Below are 19,453 nucleotides of genomic sequence, written 5' to 3'. Positions count from 1 at the left end.
CGCGGTTACTCGCCCACAGATCGGTATTGGTAGCTGGCGACCTTCCACGTCTCGCCGGTGCGCTTGAGCTCGACGGTCGCGGTGATGCGCTCGAGCGGGGTCGTTGCTCCGTCGGGGTGCAGCACTTTCTGCTGCACCGTGACCAGGCGCCGAGCTTCGCTCGCGTCCTGCGGGACGGGGTCCTGATCTCCGGCCAGGCTTGCGGCCCCGATCACGCGGTCACCCGAGCGCGCCCATGCCGACCACTGCCCAGGGGCGGGATCTGGGTCCGGGCGGGTGGTGGCCGCGTCCGCCATCTGGCCGGTGAGCTGGCCGGAGATCGCGTGCATCGCATCCCACGGGGACTGCTGCTGCGCGGGGGTCCACGTGTGAATCCCTGCCATCACCGCCACCGCCACTTCGTCGGCGGTCGTGATCGGGTCGATGTGCACGTGCGCATCGGTTCCCGGTTCATCATCGCGGCCAAGCGTCAGAGCCATCGCGACGGCGGCGACCACTACCGCCACCACCGCCGCGGCGACCACGGCTACGCCTTTGGTGTTCATCGCTGTCTCCTACTCGTCGGCGGTGCTCATGCGGCGGCGAACCTCGCGGCCTCTTGCGGCACGATGACCACGTACTTTTGCGTCTCGGCATACGGCGGTACCCCGCCGAACTGCTGCACGGCGCCGGGGCCGGCGTTATAGCCGGCCAGCATCAACGCCTGCGGGTCGCCACTGAGCTCGCCCGAGGCGATGCCCTCTCGCTGGCCCTCGGCGATCTCGCACAGGTAGCGGGCGGCGGCCATCGTCGCGTCCGCCGGGTCCGACGGAGAACCCGAGCCGGGAGGTCCGGCGATCTGGCCGTTGTCGTCGACCTTGGCGCCCTTGGCCGCCCACGTGCCGGGCATGAACTGCCCGTACCCTTGCGCTCCGGCCGTCGAGACCGCCGTGGCCTGGAAGCCGGCCGATTCGTGGTACAGCAGCCCGGCCAGCAGCGGAGAGTCGACCTCGCGGCAGACCTGGCCTCCCAGGTCGATCCACTTGCGCAGTTCGGCGGGGATCTCGCCCGCGTTCAGGCTGCGATGCCCGAAGTCCGGGGCGCAGTCGTCGCCCCCGGCGGCGCCGGTGGTCTCGGAGTCATCGTCGGCACCGTCGGTGGGGGCGGCGCCGTAGCGCTGGTTCGGGGTGGGCTTTCCGCCGCCGGCGACGGTGACGTGCACGTGGTCGAAATGGTTCTGGGTCGCATCGCCCCGGTCCTCCATCTGGTAGGGCTGCCCGGTGGCGGGGATGTACTGCTGCCGCCAGATCAGGTACTCGATGTTGAAGAACTCGCGGTGCGTCAGCAGGTAGTTCGTGATGCGATTGCCCAGCTCGCGGCCCTCGCTCGAGGAGTAGTCCGGGATCATGATGTCCACGGCGCGGCCCGACGGGTGATCGGGGTAGGCATCAACAGGCCGCCACCCGCCGATGGACTGCACCTCCGGGAAGCGCTGCGCCACGGCCCGGGCCACCCGGATCGAGTCGACCTGCAAGTTCTCCTTGGAGGCGATCTTGTCCGAATCGGGCATCTCCCCACTCGAGGGCGGAGACGGCTGACGGGAGGTCGTTGACTCGTCGGTGGGCGGCGCACCGCCTCCCGAGCCCGGGTTCGCCGCTCGGTCGAGCCACGGCTGCGGATCGGTCTCGCTCCCACCGGTCAGGCGCCCGCCCTGCCACACCTCCAAATGCAGGTGGGCGCCGGTGGACTGGCCGTTGTTTCCGACCTCACCGATGTGCTGTCCTGCGGCAACGGTGTCGCCCACCTGCACGGCCACTCCGTCGTCCCACATATGGCCGTAGACGGTCGAGTAGGGCTGACCGTCGATGGTGTGGTCGATGACGATCCAGTTGCCGAACCCGCTCGCGGGGCCGGCGGCGGTCACCACGCCTGGGGCCATCGCGTACATGGGCGTGCCGTCGGCGGCGGCCAGGTCGATGCCTCGGTGGCCGGGCCGGTCTGCGCTCTTGTAGGTCGAGGACACGACGTAATCGCCCTCGGCGATCGGCAGGCTGAGCTCGCCGGCGGGCACTCCCCCGCCGCCGGTTATGGCCCCGTTCGGGCGGCACCGATCGTCGCTGCCGTCTCCGAGGATCACCACGACCACCAGCGACAGCAGGATGATCCCGATGACGATGCCCACGACGAGCTTGGCCGACCGCATCCGTCTACAGCCCTAGCTGCGCTCGAAGGGCCGCGTTCTCGGCTTGCAGCGCCCGCAGGGTGGACGAGTTGTGCGCCTGCCACGTCCCCGCGGCGACCGACCAGCGGCGCACCGAGTCGCGGCTGATGCCGAACTCGCGGGCGACGACCTCGGCGGCTGCTGAGGTCGAGGGGAACTGGGGCTCAAGCTCCGCCAGCCGCGCGACCACCTGGTTGCGGAAATCGGCGTCGTACGCAGTTGAGCTCATGCCGGCACCGCCTGCCCGGAGGGCACGCCATCGAGCAGCTCGCGAAAGCGCACGTTCGTGTCGTGGATGTTGGTCTCACGCTCGGTCGCGGTCAGCAGAACCTGCACCGGGATCCCAGCGGTACCGTCCTTGGACGACTTGAGCATGAACTTGCCTCGCCCCAGGGGTGGCTTCTTACGCTCGCGGGTTTCGGTTCGCTCGATCGGCGCACCCTTGGACCAGGCGGTGATCATCGCCGCTTCAGCGTCGGTGAACTGGAGAACGCCCTTAAGTCGCTCCAGCTCACCGGCGGGCAGACCGCCGCAGATGACCATGCCGGCCCGCTCGATGAAGCCCATCGCGGTCTTGACGTCAACCTCATTGGGCAGCGTCTCCAGGTCTCGGCCCGTATGGGTGATCATCAACAATCCGGTGCCGTCCGTGCGGTTCAGACGCGTGAGCTCGTCGACGCGCTGCACCATCCCCGCCCCGACGCCCAGGGTCGCCCACATCTCGTCGAGAATCGCCAAGAAGTAGCGCTGCGGCGCCAGACCGCAGTCGGCCAGCACGTGCGCGGCCTCCATCGCCCCATAGGCATCGGACCAACAGGCCAGGAGCACGCCCGCCTTGAGCGACTGGTCCCCTCGAGCGATCGCCGAAACGTCGATGCAGATCGCCGGGGCGTCGAGGTCGATCTTGGTGGTGGTGTGCTCGGCGAACACCTGGCCCATCACGCCGTCGGTCAGCGACTCCAGCGTCTGGACCAGGGTCCGGACCGTGCGCCGGTACTCCGCTTCGTCGGCGACGAACAGCGCCCGCCGCAGGTCGGTGTTTCCGGATCGGATGTAGTCGATCAGGTCCCGCAGCAGCGGCGGGGAAGCGAAGGAGAACCTGCCGCCCTGACGCATCTCCCGCAACGAGGTGGAGATCACCAGGCCCTCGAAGTCAGCCAGCGGCCGACCGCGGATCAGCTCGGCCAGCGCCACGACCATCGTGACCTGCCGCGAGTGCACTGACTCCTCGGTTTCGGTGATGGCCTCGGCAAGGCGCGTGCTGTCCTCGCCCCGGTCGCGCAGCTCGTCCAGATGGGCCTGCATCACCGGGATCGCCTCGCCCAAAGCGCCGGCGGCCAGCGGGTTCAGGTGCCCGTGCCCATGTCCGAGACGGATCACCTGCCCGCGCTTTCCGGCCGGGGTGACCATCGCATCGGTCACCGCCACGTACTCGCCTTTAATGTCCCCGGCCACGATCGGCACATGGCCCTGGGCGACCGCGCCGATGAACTGCTTGCGGATGATCGTGGACTTGCCCAGCCCGGGCAAGGAAAGCACGAACGCCGACGGGTTGCCGATGATGCCGGCGCGGAACCACGACAACACGTCGCCGGAGACGTCCTGGCCGGTCTGGGCATGAACCCCCAGAGGGACGCCGACCGCCGGAGCGGTCGCCCCCACCACCCACGGGTTGAAACCACAGCCGTAGTTGGTGGAGGTCTGGGTGGCGGCCGGGGCAGAGACCACCGCCATCCGCCCCGAGAACGCTCCCTTGAAGCCGCGGCCGTCGAGGGAGGCATACCGATGGGTGAACCGGGGCTTTCCGTAGCGGAGCTGCGGTGCCTGGCGGGCGGTGCGCGCCTGCTCGGCCCGCTCGGGGTGCTCGTCGCACCACCGCTTGTACGCACGGCCGGTTCGTGTGTGCGGCCAGGGAGGGAGCTGATCGCCGGCGGTGATACGGGCGTGCAGCTCTTCCAGCTCGGCCGGCCCGACAGGGGTCTTGGTGCGCCTGGCCATCACTCCGCCTTCGCAAACGAGGAAATCGTGGACTTCTGATCGAGAAGCACGCCCAGACCCAGCCCGGCGGCGAACGCCGCATCCTGCTGGCCGTTGGTAGCGTGCAGCCGAAGCTGAGACCGGTTGCCGAGCTGGCCGATGATCGCCGAGCCCTGGTCGAGCAGCTCAGGATCGCGCAGAGTGAGCGTCACCAGCAGCGAGTACTCGCCGAGCTGGCCGCCCCGGGCCAGCGCCTGCCGCGCGGCCTCGGTGCGCTCCAAGCGCAGGCCGGCAGAAGCCTTGCCGATCGAGCGGGTCTTGTTCGCAGCGTTGACCGCGTCGAGGTGCTCCTTCTCGACCTGCCTCACCCCGTCCCCAGCGGCGATCGGGCGGTAGATCAGCGTCACGCGCTTGCGGGGAATGTCTGACTTCGGCTCCAACAGGGGCCGCAGCACGTGGTCCGGGAACGCGGCGGCCGGCGGGGCGGCCATCTCGAACGAGCGGGACACCCAGTCTTCGTGGCGGTAGTGATTCCACCTCGCCACAGCCTCGGCCGGGCCGGCGTCATCCCAGTCCACTCCGAGCGGCTCGCCAGACAGGCGAGCGCTGTTGATGGTCTCCTCCAGGTCGGGGCGGTAACAACGCAACGCCAGCCCGATCGCGTCCTCCGGGTTCATCGGTGTGGCAGACACTCCCGCGTACTCGAGCCGCTGGTACAGCCCGGGCAGCCGGAAACCCAGATCGGTGGCCATCGCCTCGGGGTCCTTGCGCTGCATCGCGGTGGCAGCCTTGAAGGTGACCGCGATCCACGACCGCGTGACGAGCTTGCCGCGAGCGAACTCCACCGCCGACTCCGCCTGGATGCGGCGGGCGATCTCCGGGGTGGACTCACTGACCGAGTCCTTCACCGCGGCGATGAGATCCTGCCCCGTCGTCGGGTACGACTCGACGGTCACCGTGGCCGCCACGACGTCGTCGTTGAGCGACAGCTCGGCGAGCCAGGCGCCCCACTCGGCGGTCATGTCGTTGCGGTCGGCCACCGTCAGCGGCTCCTGGCCACGTGAGGCCGCGTCCAACAGGACGGTGTACTGGTTGAGCGCGCGGTCCCTGATGAGCGCGAAATCGTTGCCGGCCACGTCGCGGCCGACGTGCAGCTCGGTCTTGGCCAGGGCACCGGGCAGCCTGTATCGGCCTCCCGGTACCCGCGAGTTCGGTCCGGATCGGTACACCGTGGAACCAGCGGCTTGTGCCCGCCAGAATTGCCAACGCATTTGAGCCACCTCGTAGAGAGTTCGATTGCCGATACGCAGTACTGCCGGGGCCAGGTACGCCACCGCCAGCACCGCAATGAGCGCTCCCGCGCCTAGTCCGCCCTGCATCAGCACCAACATCGCCACGATGAAGGCGATCCCGGCGATGATCGTGGCCCGCAGCGGCAGGCCGAACATGCCGGTGCGCTGCGACTTCTCGCCCAGCGTGTAGAGCCGAAGGTCCGCCTGCTCACCTGATGCAGACACCAGCTATCTCCTTGCCGTCAGCGGTAGTGGTGGGGTGTCGGGTGAGCTGCCAGCGCACCGTCGATCATCTGCTCGGTCGTCTGTGTCGCTCGAGCCGTCATCTGGGCTGCCGTCGCCACCGCGCCCACGCCGGCGGCGGCGAAGCCCGCTACGGTGCCGGCGCCGCGGGCCGCGCTTGCCACTGCCCCGCCGACACGGCCCGACGAGCTGGGGCCCGTGCCTGGGGAGCTAGTGCCTCCGGCTGGTGCGCCGCCCCCCGAGGGTGCCGACGGAGTCGGTCCTGACGGGCTGGCCGCCGGCGGTGACGACGAGCCTCCCGAGGAGTGCGGGCCGAGATAGGCCGCGCCGTTCGCAGCACTCTGGCCTCCCGAGCCGGACGACGACGTTCCACCGCCAAGGCTCTGCTGGACGTTGCCCAACGCAGCGCCGGCGGCGCCGGCGACAGCGCCCGTAGCTCCGGCAGCGGCGGCGCCGATGCCTGCGGCGCTGCCACCGGACACCGAGGCAGACACCGCCGGAGCGACGACGCGCATCAGCGCGGGCAGCACGAGACCGGCCGCGGCCAGCAGCAGCATCGCCGAGACCGCCTCCATCACCGACGGCTGTTCTGTTCCCGAGCTGAGCCAGAACGCCACCAGGTACAGCAGGGTCGCCACCGGCTTGAACAGCAGCGCCGCGACGACGAACCCGATCATCGACTTGAAGGCCTGCTTGCCGGTGCTCAGCGCGAACGACGCTGCCGCCAGCGGCAACAGACCCACCACCACCACCAGCAGGCCCTCGCGGATCACTAGCGCCACCATCTGCGCCAGGGCGCCCAGCAGCGCGAACACCACCATGATCAACACCGCGGCCGGCCCGAGTCCGGTCTCCTCGTCGATGAGCGCGACCGCGTTGATCTTGGCCTCTGGATCCCCGCCCAGACCGTCGGTGAGCCACTGAACCGAGACCAGGTCGGTGGCCATGTGCAGCGACATGATCACCGCCGGAAGCGCGGCCCCGGCGAGGATGAAGTTGAAAACGAGCTGTCCGACGTCCTCGAACCCATCACCCAATCCGCGGTTCCGGGCGACCGCCATCCGTGCCCCCGCGATGATCAGCGACACCACGAACAGCAGTACCTGCGCCCACAGCGTCAGGTTGAACACGCCCGCCACCGACGACCGGAAATCTGGTGCAGTGGAGGGGGATTCAACGTCCGCCACCGACTGCTCGAGGTCCTCGTTCGAGAAGGGTGACTCCTTAATCCACATCGTCATGATCAGCGACAACGCCTGAGCATTGCCCTCCAGGAGGGACTTGACGAAGTCTCCGATCGGGTCGCCCCAGAAGCCGGACGTCACTGCCTCGATCGCATCGGTCGGATGAAGAGCTGCACCGGCGGTGTTGCATGCGCCAGAGACGACGCCGCGCGCGGGCGCGGTGAGCGTTTCACGCAGACCTCCGGCCTGAGCCGACTCCCTCAACCACTCATGGGCGCCGGTCCCGGCGAACAATCCGCCGTCGAACACATCACCGTCGAGATCGCCGTTGCGGCAGTCCTCATAAAACGACTGAAACTCATTCTGATCCGTGTCTTGAGCAGCAGCCGGTGCCGCGAAGGCAACCGAGGCCAGGACCGCGGCCAGGAGCGCGATCGCGAGTCGCTTGAGGCGTGTCAGATCCACAGAACCCACGACCGATCCAGCTCCTCCACGGGCGGCAGCGAGCGCCCGGAGACGATCTCCCACTGCTCGCCAGTCCACGACAGGGACACGCGCATCACCGGGTGTTCTGTTGCGCTGACGTCGATGGTGTCGACCTGGCCGACAGCCTCAGACACCGACGGCATCGCCGCCTCTACCGTGCAGAAGTCGGGCGAGCAGTGACTGAAGCGGAACCACCGGGGCGCCTGAAACCCCTCGGCTGCCTGCATCGCCCGCCCCTGGGCTGCCGCGCCGCGTGCGCGCAGCTCCTCGAGCAGCTCCGGATCTTCCGCGACCAGATCAGGCGCGTATCGCTGCATGAAGTCGGCGTAGACCGGCCCCATCTCCAGCCCCAGACCGATGTAGTTGGCCGTGAGCAGCGCCGCGCCAACGGGAGAACGGGCGTACCCGGTCATCACGCCTCGCTCCACCGCTGTCGGGCCATCCGAGGACGAGACCATCAACGTGGTCCCGCTCGGGACACGCTGAAGCGCCAGACCCGCCGGAGCCGCGACCGGCTCGGTCCCGCCGGGAAACGCGCCCGCCTGGCCGGTCTGTGCAACAGGCTCACCCTCGGGAGCCTCCACGACCGTCACTTGCCGGCCCACGAGGTCGCTGACCACCCGACCTGGCTGCTCCGCAGGCGCCGGGCTCGACGGCGCAGTGGGCGTGGCCGGCGCAGGTGCCGCCTGGCCGCTCTGCTCATCGCGTCCGCTCATGGCGATGACCAGGACCAGCACCGTCAGAGCGACGATCAGCACCGCTGCGCCGCTGATCCATGCCTTCTTCGTCATTTGCTGTCCTCATCCCAGGTCGTGAAGCCGTCGAGGGCTTGGATCTCGGCCGCGTCGATGTCGTCCTGCTGTGTCGGAAGCACGAGCTTCCAGTCCGCCCCTGTCCACGCCACCTGCACCGGGTAGGCCGTCAGCAGGGGCTCCTGTTCTCCCGGCGCCGGCGGGGTCGATGTCGCCAGCAAGACAATCGCCTTCTCGGGCGAATAGTCGGTGACCTTGAACGCGGTGAAGGTGGCGGCCACCGACGGATCGACTGCACCCGACACGCTCATCAGCACGCGGGCTTGCGCCCACTGATCCCGGCCGGGGCCGGGAGCGGTGACCGTGCGCACCACTTCGGGCCACGTGGAGTCGGGCGCCGTGGCCAAAGCCGCCTGCCCGTTCGCCGCCGCCAGAGCCGCGCCTTGCGGGGTATGGCTGTACCCCTGGGGCGGAGACGTTCGCGCCGGCCCGTCGGCGCGGGAGGTCGGCACCTTGAGCCCGGCTACGTTCCGCCACGTCAGATCAGCCGGGGCAGAAGCGGTGTCCACAACTGGCGGCTGCTCGACCTGCTCATCGTTTGAGCAGGCGGTGCTCGCCGTCAGCAGCAGCGTCACCGCCGCAGCGGTGAAAGCGCGTCGCATCTTGGACAACAGGAACTCCCTCTAGATGAATACGTCGGCAATGTGTCCGGCGGAGGCCACGATCACGCAGCCGAGGATGACCTTGATCGTGATGGCCTGGATCGAAGGGCCGTACTGGTCGACTAGGCGGTTGTCGATCGTCAGCAGCGCCCCGATTGCCATTACTCCGGCGACTACGACGGCGGTGGCTCCCCATTTGACCCAGCCGACCGCCTGGGTGAACCGGGTCATCGCCTCGGCTGGAGGGCCGACAGGGCTGGTCGGTGGCAGAACTACCGCCGGGTCCTGCGCCAGAACGGTCACCACGTCGGTGAGCACGGCGGTTAGGAGACCAGGGCGTTGACGATGGGGCCGGCCAGCATGATCAGCAGGCAGCCGCCGATGATCCGTGCGACCGTGCTTTGGACCTCGTCGCCGTTGCCGGACCGGCGAGCCATGATGAAGTAGGCGCCGGCGGCCATCACGCCCATGACGCCGAGCGCGATGCAGCCCCACATGAAGTACGCCAGGGCGGTGTCGACCTTCTCGCCGGCACCGGGGATCTCCATCGGGGACAGGTTCTCTCCGACGGCGATGACCTGCTCGGCCACCGGGGCGGCGGCGTGAATCGTCTCGACAATCATGGTGGTGCTCCTTGTGGTGAAGTGATGCGGTTGAAGATGGAGTCAGGGCTTGCCAGGGCGGTTGCGCCACTGCTCGCCTGCCGCGGCGAAGATCTCTGCGGCAGCGGTGGCGACCGATTCCGGGACCGCGTCGGTGGGCGCTAGCGGACGGGCGAAGCGCTTTGCTGGCGGCGGCGTGTAGTCCGGGGTCCACTGCGCCAGTTCGGTTGGCTCGCAGGCCAGCAGCTCGGGAACCCAGTCGATGTGCCAGCTCGCCCCGGCAGCGGCGGCGACGAGCTCGCGGCGACGGGACAGCGTCAGGTCCGGCTTGCCGGGGGCTGCGGCGACGGTGACCAGGCCCAGCAGCGAGCAGCCACCGACCTCTCCTGCCTGGTGCTGAAGGCACAGCCGGTGCGCTGCGTTCAGGCCGACCGTGTGCATCCGAGCAACTACGACGACGAACGGCGCTTTCTCGGCGGACGGCCAGCCTCGCTGACTGTCCGCAGCCGGCGCCCACATGGATTCCAAGGTCGACACCCCGGCCCCTCCGTGGGCGCCGAGCAACCAGATCACCGGGGTTCGACTGTCGGCGGGGCGAGGAACGGGTGTGTCCCACACCGGAGCGCGGTCTCCTTCGGCTGGCACCGCCAGCCACCCGGGAACCGCCTTCGATGATGGGCGTGGAAGTTTGTGGGCGCTGGTCATGCTCGCCTCCTTCGTCTTGTCCCTTGCGGGCGTCACGCGGTCACCGAGGCCAGGGCCTCGGAGAGTCCGGCGATGTCGGCGGTCTGCGACGTCGCCGAGAGCTTGGACAGCTGGTCGTCCCCAGCTCCCGACCGGATCAGGGACATGCGGTCGGCATCCGTGGACTGGCTGATCTGACTGACCGGCTCCATCCCCCGGGCAACGGCGAGGTCATTGGCCACGGCCAACGCCCACTGCTGGGTAATCGCCGCCGGAGACTGCCCTGATGCCGTAAACGGGGCGCGGTCATACATGCCGTGGGCGTCGATCGCGTTCCAGGTCTGGGTCTGGGTCGCCAAGTCGACCAGGCCCGTCGTATCCGACACCGTGTGCTCGATCTCGCCGATCACCCGCTGCAAACCGGAGTCCACGGTTGCGGGAGTAATGACCTCAGACGCCGCAACAGCGAGCTGGCCCACCAGCACCGCTGCCGCCGCTGCCGGGCTCGCTGCGCCGGCCACCGCGATCTGCGCGATGTTCTCCGGCGTCAGGGTCTTCTTCGCCACGGTGATCGACGCTCCGAGCGCCATCCCGGCCAGCTTGGTCCCGGCCTCCACCAGCAGTGCGGTCGGATCGGTCGGGTTCTGCACCTGGGTCGGATCGGAGTAGCGCGCCATCCGCGACAGCGTGGTGTTGCCCCGGCTGGCCGGGGCGATGGTGAACCCACTTCCGTCGGAGTACTCCACGTCCTCGGCGATGGTCTCAGCGGCCGTGAACAGCACCGACTGCCCCGCCACGGTGGCGACGTTGACCAGCGCACGGATCGGGTCTCCCCCGGTCTCGCTCTGTCCGGCGATGTTGGCTACGACCTGGAACAGATCAGAGTCGGGCGGGGTGTCACACGCCAGGTCTCCCGGGACACAGAACGAGGCGACTCGATCGGCCACCGCACCAAAATCCGGGGCCGACGTGTTCGGGGAGATTCCGCGCCCCTCCGGCCGCGGAGCACCCTCGCCCACGCTGATCGCCGACACCGCCGCACCCTCCGTGCCCGGCACCGCCCCCGGAGTCGTCCGGGACGAGCCCTCCTGGAAGATCGGAGCGCCCTGAGCACGGGTGGGATCACTCATCAGCGCCGCACCGGCGAACTGCTCGGGAGCGACCGGCCCGGAGCCGGCGCCGATCTCTCGAGCCAGCGCCGAGGCGACCTGGGCGCCCTGGCTGTAGCCGGAGACGAAGATCTTGGTCTCCGGGCATCGCTCGACCGTCTCGGCGATGAGCTTTCGCCCGTTCTCTATACCGACGGTGACGCTCTCGGCATAACTCGACTGATCCTCTGAGGGGACGAAGCCTCCGAAGGATGCCGGGTACGGCACGTAGGTGCGGCTCATACGCGCCTGGCCATCGGCGTTAGCCGCTCTGACGGTGGGACTCACCACGCGAGCCATCCATCCCGTGTCCGCGTCGGTCTTGGAGTTTCTCGTTGACTCCGTCGTGCCGTTGATCGCCACGAGCTGCACCAGCGGGCACTCATCACCCTCGGGCAACGCCACCTCCGAGGTCCCTCGAGACGAGGTCGGGACCGTAGCGGTTGAGGTCAACGGTCGAGCCGTCGTAGCGGAGGGGGTAGCGCTAGCCGTGGTTTGCGCCTGGACCCCGCCCGCTTGGGCCACCACTGCCAACGATGACGCCGTGATGACAGCGCCGATCCTTGCCACGTTCCCCGGCTTCATTCGCTGGCTCCTTCAGAGTTCTCTTCGATCGAGACGATCCGGACCTCCCCGTTCTCACGGGTGGTCGTCACGCGCTGGTAGTAGGTCGTTTCGCTGCCGTCAGGAGCGGTCTCGGTCAGCTCGACCACGGCGTCGTCGCCGTCGCGCTCGATATGCAGGCAGTGCGTTGTCCCGCGGGCCACTGAGTCGATGCCCTCCTGAAGAGCATCGAGATTGGTGATCGGTGAATCCTTCGCCAACAGCGGCTTGATGGCGTCGGCGTCTCTGGCGACGTAGTAGGCGTGCTGGAAGGCCAGGACCACGCCGGCGGCCGACTCTCGGTCGCCTCGGCCGTTGCCCGTCACTGTGGTGGCCGACTCGGAGGACTCGCACTCCGACTCGGCCACCACCTCGTCGCCGCCCTGTGGTGCGGTGGTCGCCGTCGTGGGGACCGTCAACGTCGGGGAGGCCGACGTCTCGGAGCCAGACAAGAGCGACGACAGCATCCACGCGCCGCCCCCGATCGCTAGCAGTACCGCCGCGACCGTGCCGCCGAACAGGAGCTTGGTCCGCTTCCGGCTGCTATCTCGCGCGGGCGGGGTTTCGACAGCCGACGGGGTGCCCTCGGCCTGGTCGAACCACTCGTCGTCGGACTCCGGGCCTCCGGCCACGGCTTCTAAGTGGCGAGGTTCGTCGCGGTCGTCAGCAGAATTTGACGACTCCGAAAACCACTCGGGCAGATCGTCGTCGCGGCTCATTTCCACTCCCCTCGATCGGTGCGGCGCTCAGTACGCGGGATCAGTTGAAGTGGACCGGGGGCACGCCCGGGATGTTCAGGTTGTTGATCGACCCGGCAACGTGGTCCTTGGCCTGGTTGATCGAGTCGTTGATCCCGTTCTGCACGCCCATCGCCGCGTGCGGGTTGGCGTTGACCGCGGCCCCGCCGGCACCGAGCGAGGCGGCACCACCGGCGGCACTTCCGGTGCCAGCCAGCCCGGCGATCGCGGTACCAGCGGTGGCAATCGGACCGGCGGCGGTGGCCGCTCCAATGACGGGGGCAGCGATCGGGCCAAGGGTCGCTAGCGCGGCGATGATCGCACCGGAGATGGCAGAAGCGGCGGTGAGCATGGTTGTTCCTCTTTCTCTACGGGTGGGACCGACGACCGGGCGGCCGTCAGCCGATGTGAAGCTGCTTCGGAAGGATCGGGGCCTGCGGCACGACGGGCGCGCGACCTCCGAGGTCGATCGTGATCCCCTGCGGCGCGGGTGCCGGGGCAGGAGCGGGAGCCGGAGCGGGTGCAGGAGCGGGAGCGGGAGCCTGTCGAACCGGAGCCTGCTGCACTGGGTACGACGGGGCCTGCTGCACTGGGTACGACGGGGCCTGCTGCACCGGGTACGACGGGGCCTGCTGCACCGGCGCAGGCTGCGAAGAGCGAACCTGCCGCGTTGGAGCCTGCGGCGCCGGAGCGGTGTCGACCTCAGAGGCCGCCTCTTGGGGCTCGTCGCGCCTGTCCTCCCTCTTCACCTCACGGGCTGGCTGGACCGCCTTCGCTAGGCCGGCCTGTTTCGCCTGGGCAGGACGCTGCGCAGCCGTCCGGGATGAGGTCGCCTGAGCGGCCTTCGCGGACCGCTGAGGCGCGCTCGTCTTCTGGGCCACATCCACGCCGGCCTGCGTGTTCGAGGGTCGAGCTGCGGGCGCAGTCGCCTCCTCAATTCCTGACTGTGTCGCGGCCGATGCCGCGTACACGCCGGCGAACGCGATCAGCGCTGTACAGGCGCCGATGGCTGCTCCGCGAACGGCCGAACGGAGGTCTCCCTGGGTATGGCTCATCGCATCCTCGGATCACTGAGGGCGGCGCTCGGCAGGAGGCAGCGCCCCGTGACCAGGGGGGCGCCGACAGTCGGCAGAGCACACGCGTGTGGTGGGGATTGCGCTTCATCGCACCGGGACAGAATCAACCGGTGCGGAGCCGTACCGGCGGTACGGGCGCAGAAGGCACGGTATGCGAACGCTGGGTGCTTGCTCAAGGGCTTCTCTCTCGATTCCGGTGAGCCTCTACTTAGTTGATAGACCAGCTTGTCTATCGCGTCGGCAACGCTAGGTTATAACGTTAAGTTATACCGGCGCAAGGGCTGAGGGGGCCGAAATGGACTGCGATGATGATGCGAGTTGCACGCCAGATGCAGGAGGTTGCGTGGCTCGCAGGCCCGGCTATGTCAGCCCTTCCGTGGCTCGCGGAGCGATGCTTCGACACGGCCTTACGGGCCTCCAGGTCGCCGCTCGCGTAGGCGTCAACCCCTCGACCGTGCGCAACTGGCTAGCCGGCCGAACGGCACCAGCCCCAGCGAAACTCGCCGCGCTAGCCCAAGTCCTCGAGCTGAACGTTCGAGACCTCACAGGCGTACTCCCGGGCCGCGAAACCCTCTCGGACATGCGCGTGCACGCAGCGCTCAATCAGTCCGAGGTCGCCGAGCGCGTTGGCCTCAGCCAAAGTGCCTTCTCCACCATCGAGCAGGGGGGCTCGCCACTGTCCGAGGCGCTGTGCACCAGCCTGGCCGACCTCTATGGGGAGCCCCAGGAGGCCGTGCGTGACGCATGGCAGCGCGCCAACGACACGCTCAAGGGTTCCACCCAATAGCGCGCATCTGTATCGTTAAGTATTACCGGCCCGACACGCCGCCCCGCCTAGGAAATAACACACCTGAAACTACACCCGTGATAGCAATATCCACATGGCACCTCCTCGTACCACTGAAGGCCGCACTCAACTCAATGCGCTCATCGACGAGAAGTTGTTCGCCGACGTGCAGCGCCTCTGGCGGGAATCCGGCAACCCTAAACGCTGGCAGGTTGTCGAAGAGATCGTCCGACTGGGCGTCGAAGCGTACGAAGCCGTACCCAAGGACCACCGGGGCGGGCAGCAGGAGCTGCTCCAAGCCGGTTAAGAACCGACCACGACTGAACAGGAGGACGCCTCTCACCATGCACTGACGCGGGTATCGACTGACCACCGAGTACCTGCGTGACAACTGCACAGCGGAGCGTTCACAAACAAAAAAGAACGCCACCCGACGGGAATCGGGTGACGTCCTTGAAGTTTGAGATCAGGACAGGCGACCAAACCTGCTTCTGATCTGCGCTCCCTCCCAATGGAAGGAACTGTCGTGCGAGACAGCTCCGAGGGTAGCGCACACCCAAATGCGGTGTCCAGCATGTCAATGCTGGGCGAGTCGCAGGGTGCGCCAATAGACCTCGATGACACGCAAGAACCCAACCTCGGCGACGTGATCCGCCAGCGGATCGAGGATGCCGAGAAAGAAAACATGCTGCGCGGCCAGCGCGGCCATTCCTGGGCACTCGACGGCCGGCAGCCGGCCTTGGTGTGGCAAAGTCGCACCAAGTGGCTCACGGCCGCCGCGGCGGAGTTGGCGTGCGCTCCGGGCCGGCAGCTGTGCCGGAAGTGGGGCGTGTCCTCGCGGACCGTGCTGCTCGTAGCTCGGGCGTGCGCTCACTTTGCAGACTCCAGCACCGGGCGCGGCGTCACCGCTTCCAACGCCACTATCGGCCGGGTCGCTGCTGAGCTGGCGGGTCGCGCTCGTCCGTACTGCCACGATGTTGTCCTGAAAGCTCGGGCCGTCCTGGCGGCGCTGGAACTCGCGGTCGAGGTCGCGCGGGGGCGGTACCTCACAGTCGAGGAACGATTTCAGGCAGCCGTGCATCACGACGGAGTCCAGATCCGAGCTGCATCCACATGGGCGCTGACGACTCCCCGCAGGTGGTACACAAAATCGTCTCTACCGCGTAGCGGTTCTACGGGGAGTAAAACTCCCCGTAAGAAGCGTTCCCCCACACACGCGCGCAAGCGCGCGACGGCGCCCTCCGGGCGCTCACCAAGACCCCAGGGGAGAGAGCGGCCTCGCCAGGCACACATCGTCACCGCCCAGCTCGTCGCCGCAGCAAAAAGCCTCGACAACGGCCAGCATCTGGGCTCCCTCGTCGACGTAGTGGCCGAGCTGGTCGACTGCGACCGCTGGACAGGCCGCGATCTGGTGGCGGTCCTCAACCAGGACGCCAGGAAAAACCCCCGCGACTGGCCCTCCACCATCACCAATCCGTCGGGGTTCCTGCGGCATCGCCTCTCCCGGCTCCGGGACGTGCTTGCCGGCCCCTCACCTAGTCAGGTGGCTGAGCAGCACCGACAGCAAGCCCTCGAAGAGCAGCGCCGACGGGCCGAGGCCGCCGCCGCAGCTGAAGAACGCGCGGCTACGCCTGAGCAGGTGTCACGCCACATGGACGCCATCCGTTCAATCCTGCGACGACGGCAGCGCAGGTCGGCGGAGAACGACCGTTTCGGCCTCGCCAGGTAACGCCCGAGGGTGGCGATCGGGGGAAGGTTGATCGCCCGAGATTGAGCTCGAAACCATAGGCTGTGCCCGTCATTGACCACGTCAGGAGGCTTCACGTGCGGCTTGATCCGAGATGGATCGTCTTCGATCTCGCAGACAGAGGCGATGGAGATCTGATGGTTCACTCCATCGGTGGAGTCCCCTGCCAGCGCACGCTCCGACGGGCCGTCAAGAGCAACCTGCTCGACCTCGACCGTGACGGTTTAAGGCTGATCACGGACTACGCCCGCACCCGAACATGCTCGACTCCCGGCCTGCACGCTGATTACCACCTGGTCGAACATCCCGAGTGCGGCCCGACCGGAATCGCCGTCTGGCTCCACCCCACCCCGCCGGTTGAGCGCTGCGTGCTCAACTCGTGGGTAATGGACCTGGCCGACCTCACCACTGTCACTGCCGGCGACGACGTTTCCCTCATGGCAGACGGGCGTGTCGCCGGCGAACAGCGGCCGATTCAAGATCTGTGGCGATTCCTGACCCCGTCCGACGCCGCCACCCTTGTCACGCGCTACAAAGCGGCGGTGCTCGACCCGGACAACACGTGGGTCGGATATGAGTGGACTCTCAACCTGCCGGACGCTCCCCCACTGCACATGTTCAGCGGAGGCCGACTCCGCGTCGAGGGTGAGCAGCGACGGATCATCGGCACCAGCGTGGTCCTCGCCGAGCGCACGCAGGAACCTCCGGACCTCCTCGGGCCACTCGTCGAGTTCGCCTCCATCACGCTTGCACTGGTCAACCGCCTTGCGCGAAGTGCCGTCACCAGTGTCGGTGCAGACGCCCCGCTGAGCTACGAGGCGCTGTGCAGTCTCGTGACCGAGTACGACCTCTATGAAGCCGGCGTCTTCCCCGTCGAGTTAGATGGCATCGAGTTCGATGCCAAGGTGGTCCCAATCGCAGACATGGAAGGCGGGGCGGCCACTGTAATGCTGCGTAGAAGAGGAACTGCATGAGCGAATCACGCGATCGCGGCGCCAGCGGAGGTATCTACAACCCCGTCACTCTCAGGCTCTACGACGCGGGCGTCCTCGGGCTGACCAATCGACTGATCTGGCGTTGCCCGACAGCGACAATGGTCGAGCACTACCGCAGCCACGCCGGCCGCAGTCACCTCGATGTCGGCCCCGGGACCGGCTACTTCCTCGAGCGCATCGACTCCCCCTCGCTCACCCTGCTCGACCTCAACGCCTCCTGCCTCTCAGCCGCGTCCGACAGAGTTGGCCACGGCAGATCCGTCGCCTCCCTCCAGCAGTCCTTTTTCGACCCGCTCCCCCGTGAGCACAGCTTCGACTCAATCGGTCTGAACTTCCTGCTTCACTGCATCCCCAGTCACGAGAAGTGGGACCGCCTCTCCCAGTTCCGCAACCACCTCCGGCCTGGCGGGACCATTTTCGGCTCCACCCTCATCCCGGATACCGAGACCGCGACGCTCGCAGCTCGAGCGTTGAATAGCACCTACAACAGGCTCGGCGTGTTCGGTAACGCCGACGACACCATGGACGAACTGGAGAACGCGCTCCGCGGCTACACCGAGGTCAGCACCCGGCGGGTCGGCCAAGTCGCGCTGTTCTCTGCACGACGACCCCAGGAGGATCACACATGACCGACGCACGCGTAGCCCTGGTCACCGGTGCCAACCGAGGGATCGGCGCGGCTATCGCCGCCCGACTCGCCCGCGACGGCTTCACGGTCGTCGGCACCCACCGAGGCAGCGGCGTCGGCGAAGGCATCCACGGCGTCGAATGTGACGTCACCGACCCCGCGTCCGTCGATGCCGCGTTCACCTACGCCGAGCAGACCTTCGGCCCTGTCTCCGTGGTCGTGGCCAACGCCGGCATCACCAAGGACACGCTGGTGATGCGGATGAAGGAAGAGCAGTTCCTCGACGTCGTCAACACCAACCTGGCCGGCGCGTTCCGCATCGCCAAACGAGCGACCCGCAACATGCTCAAGCAGAAGTACGGCCGCATCATCTTCATCGGATCCGCATCCGGATTGTCCGGCGTCCCCGGCCAGGTCAACTACACCGCCTCCAAGGCCGGCGTGATCGGTATGGCCCGCTCGTTCGCCCGCGAGCTCGGCATCAAGGGCATCACCTCGAACGTCGTGGCCCCCGGGATTCACCGAGACCGATATGTCCGACGCCATGGACGACAAAGCCAAAGAACTCGGTACCTCGATGATCCCGCTCGCCCGATTCGCGCGGCCCGAGGAGATCGCCTCCGCCGTCGCGTTCCTGGCCTCCGAGGAAGCCAGCTACATCACCGGAAACGTGCTCAACGTCGACGGCGGGGTGGGCATGGGGCACTGAACTACCGAGCTAGCACCGAGACCGGGGCAGCTCTTCCCGCCCTATCCACAGTCTCCAACCCCCCCAGATGCTGACCCGGCCGAGCTCAGCCCACGGCGCAGCGGTCAGGGCCGACTACGCTGGGCTCTCGACCGCAGTCACCCCGAACCCGAAAGGACCCCACCATGGTCATCGACGGCAACGTCATCGAAATCGGCTCGCTGAACCAGCTCAAGTCCGGCTCGAACGTGCTCACGATCAAAGTCCTCCACCGGGCCTACAACCCCACCGCCCGCAAGTTCACCGGCCAGGTCGTCTACGACGTCGAGCTACGCAAGCAACTCGCCGAGAACGCCCACGCCAGCCTGTCAATCGGTGACGACGTCATCATCGACGCCGACGAACACGACCTGGCCGCCACCATCTACACCGACAGCAACGGCCAGGACCACCCCCTGCTCACCGGGGCCAAAGCTCGCAACCTCGGTATCAGCATCCGCTCCGAGGCCCTGCCCGTCGCCCCCTAAGCCGGCCCGAGTGTCGGACCCGCAGCGTAGAAACAGCCACAGCGGAAGAACTCGGCCCGGATTTATTGCACACGGCGGTGGGCCAGACATAACATCACCACACAAGGAAAGCGCCGGGGTTGCAGCCCCGACGCCTTCCCGGAACTAGCACCTAGGTGTCAGTTCCGAAGCGGATGAGATCCAAGAGAAGTCGACCGACCTGGGCCGTGGCTCCTACCACAGCGACCCAGAAGGTCGGCTTCTCGCCATTTCGACGAGTTCCCATCACATCACCTCCTTCCATCTAGGCAACGGCTCCGGATGAGTGAGCCGCACCCCCAATTGAAGGAAGCGCGCCCAGTTTAAGGGCACCCCCCGACACAAGCGGCATGACCTGTACTCCCCCCAGACAAATCGGTGTGGAATACGTGGGGAATGCCTGTGAACAGGGGTTTT

The 19,453-nt window shown here is 67.6% G+C and carries 20 protein-coding genes and 2 pseudogenes; 8 read left to right on the top strand and 14 right to left on the bottom strand.

Going from position 1 to position 19,453, the window contains the following annotated elements:
- Window positions 1–5: 5 nt before the first annotated feature.
- From DCI01S_RS12440 to DCI01S_RS12375, 14 genes are all read right to left on the bottom strand, one after another.
- The gene (locus DCI01S_RS12440) at window positions 6–545 is read right to left on the bottom strand and encodes a hypothetical protein (RefSeq protein ID WP_244881725.1); all 540 of its coding nucleotides are present in this window, start codon (window positions 543–545) and stop codon (window positions 6–8) included.
- Window positions 546–571: 26 nt separating this feature from the next.
- Window positions 572–2,182, bottom strand: a complete 1,611-nt coding sequence (locus tag DCI01S_RS12435) for a VldE C-terminal domain-containing protein (RefSeq protein WP_061229518.1) — start codon at window positions 2,180–2,182, stop codon at window positions 572–574.
- Between the two features lie 4 nt (window positions 2,183–2,186).
- Entirely contained in the window at window positions 2,187–2,429 is a 243-nt protein-coding gene (locus DCI01S_RS12430; protein ID WP_061229517.1) for a transposase, read from the bottom strand.
- The gene (locus DCI01S_RS12425) at window positions 2,426–3,934 is read right to left on the bottom strand and encodes an ATP-binding protein (protein WP_244881724.1); all 1,509 of its coding nucleotides are present in this window, start codon (window positions 3,932–3,934) and stop codon (window positions 2,426–2,428) included. The genes DCI01S_RS12430 and DCI01S_RS12425 overlap by 4 nt, the downstream gene beginning before the upstream one ends.
- A gap of 263 nt (window positions 3,935–4,197) precedes the next feature.
- Complete coding sequence (locus tag DCI01S_RS12420) at window positions 4,198–5,694, bottom strand: SCO6880 family protein (RefSeq protein ID WP_061229516.1); 1,497 nt, start codon at window positions 5,692–5,694, stop codon at window positions 4,198–4,200.
- A gap of 17 nt (window positions 5,695–5,711) precedes the next feature.
- A complete protein-coding gene (locus tag DCI01S_RS17690; protein ID WP_176573042.1) occupies window positions 5,712–7,370 on the bottom strand; it encodes a hypothetical protein in 1,659 nt (552 codons plus the stop codon).
- The gene (locus DCI01S_RS12410; RefSeq protein WP_061229514.1) at window positions 7,352–8,173 is read right to left on the bottom strand and encodes a DUF8175 domain-containg protein; all 822 of its coding nucleotides are present in this window, start codon (window positions 8,171–8,173) and stop codon (window positions 7,352–7,354) included. Before DCI01S_RS12410 ends, DCI01S_RS17690 begins: the two co-directional genes overlap by 19 nt.
- Window positions 8,170–8,796 carry a DUF8175 domain-containg protein gene (locus DCI01S_RS12405; protein WP_061229513.1) on the bottom strand — a complete coding sequence of 209 codons (627 nt, stop codon included), beginning with the start codon at window positions 8,794–8,796 and terminating at the stop codon, window positions 8,170–8,172. Before DCI01S_RS12405 ends, DCI01S_RS12410 begins: the two co-directional genes overlap by 4 nt.
- Before the next feature lie 21 nt (window positions 8,797–8,817).
- A complete protein-coding gene (locus DCI01S_RS12400) occupies window positions 8,818–9,114 on the bottom strand; it encodes a hypothetical protein (RefSeq protein WP_061229512.1) in 297 nt (98 codons plus the stop codon).
- 5 nt (window positions 9,115–9,119) lie between these two features.
- A complete protein-coding gene (locus tag DCI01S_RS12395) occupies window positions 9,120–9,419 on the bottom strand; it encodes a hypothetical protein (RefSeq protein ID WP_061229511.1) in 300 nt (99 codons plus the stop codon).
- Between the two features lie 42 nt (window positions 9,420–9,461).
- Window positions 9,462–10,016 (bottom strand): DUF6668 family protein, encoded by a 555-nt coding sequence (locus DCI01S_RS12390; RefSeq protein ID WP_156482595.1) that lies wholly within the window; start codon window positions 10,014–10,016, stop codon window positions 9,462–9,464.
- Window positions 10,017–10,135: 119 nt separating this feature from the next.
- Window positions 10,136–11,815 (bottom strand): cutinase family protein, encoded by a 1,680-nt coding sequence (locus DCI01S_RS12385; protein ID WP_082767795.1) that lies wholly within the window; start codon window positions 11,813–11,815, stop codon window positions 10,136–10,138.
- Complete coding sequence (locus DCI01S_RS12380) at window positions 11,812–12,552, bottom strand: DUF8176 domain-containing protein (protein WP_156482594.1); 741 nt, start codon at window positions 12,550–12,552, stop codon at window positions 11,812–11,814. The genes DCI01S_RS12385 and DCI01S_RS12380 overlap by 4 nt, the downstream gene beginning before the upstream one ends.
- A gap of 40 nt (window positions 12,553–12,592) precedes the next feature.
- Window positions 12,593–12,922 (bottom strand): hypothetical protein, encoded by a 330-nt coding sequence (locus DCI01S_RS12375; protein ID WP_061229507.1) that lies wholly within the window; start codon window positions 12,920–12,922, stop codon window positions 12,593–12,595.
- Between the two features lie 1,019 nt (window positions 12,923–13,941).
- Between DCI01S_RS12375 and DCI01S_RS18170 the strand changes: the two are divergent.
- The 8 genes and pseudogenes from DCI01S_RS18170 to DCI01S_RS12340 all read left to right on the top strand — a co-directional run.
- A pseudogene (locus DCI01S_RS18170) lies at window positions 13,942–14,175 on the top strand (helix-turn-helix domain-containing protein); the annotation flags it as partial.
- Between the two features lie 51 nt (window positions 14,176–14,226).
- Window positions 14,227–14,433, top strand: a complete 207-nt coding sequence (locus DCI01S_RS17905; RefSeq protein ID WP_061229506.1) for a helix-turn-helix domain-containing protein — start codon at window positions 14,227–14,229, stop codon at window positions 14,431–14,433.
- Window positions 14,434–14,527: 94 nt separating this feature from the next.
- Window positions 14,528–14,740 carry a hypothetical protein gene (locus DCI01S_RS17280; protein ID WP_132064161.1) on the top strand — a complete coding sequence of 71 codons (213 nt, stop codon included), beginning with the start codon at window positions 14,528–14,530 and terminating at the stop codon, window positions 14,738–14,740.
- 267 nt (window positions 14,741–15,007) lie between these two features.
- Window positions 15,008–16,162, top strand: coding sequence for a hypothetical protein (locus tag DCI01S_RS17275; protein WP_156482593.1), 1,155 nt, complete (start codon window positions 15,008–15,010; stop codon window positions 16,160–16,162).
- Window positions 16,163–16,224: 62 nt separating this feature from the next.
- On the top strand, window positions 16,225–17,154 hold the full coding sequence (locus DCI01S_RS12355) for a hypothetical protein (protein WP_156482592.1): 930 nt from the start codon (window positions 16,225–16,227) through the stop codon (window positions 17,152–17,154).
- The gene (locus tag DCI01S_RS12350) at window positions 17,151–17,804 is read left to right on the top strand and encodes a class I SAM-dependent methyltransferase (RefSeq protein WP_082767792.1); all 654 of its coding nucleotides are present in this window, start codon (window positions 17,151–17,153) and stop codon (window positions 17,802–17,804) included. Before DCI01S_RS12355 ends, DCI01S_RS12350 begins: the two co-directional genes overlap by 4 nt.
- Window positions 17,801–18,512 (top strand): annotated as a pseudogene (fabG, locus tag DCI01S_RS12345) (3-oxoacyl-ACP reductase FabG). Before DCI01S_RS12350 ends, fabG begins: the two are co-directional and overlap by 4 nt.
- A gap of 164 nt (window positions 18,513–18,676) precedes the next feature.
- A complete protein-coding gene (locus DCI01S_RS12340; RefSeq protein ID WP_061229501.1) occupies window positions 18,677–19,018 on the top strand; it encodes a hypothetical protein in 342 nt (113 codons plus the stop codon).
- Window positions 19,019–19,453 lie beyond the last annotated feature (435 nt).

It is taken from the genome of Dietzia cinnamea NBRC 102147 (assembly GCF_001571065.1).
Taxonomy (GTDB): domain Bacteria; phylum Actinomycetota; class Actinomycetes; order Mycobacteriales; family Mycobacteriaceae; genus Dietzia; species Dietzia cinnamea.
The sequence above is the reverse complement of the archived record's forward strand: the minus strand, read 5'-3'. Positions and strand labels throughout refer to the sequence as shown.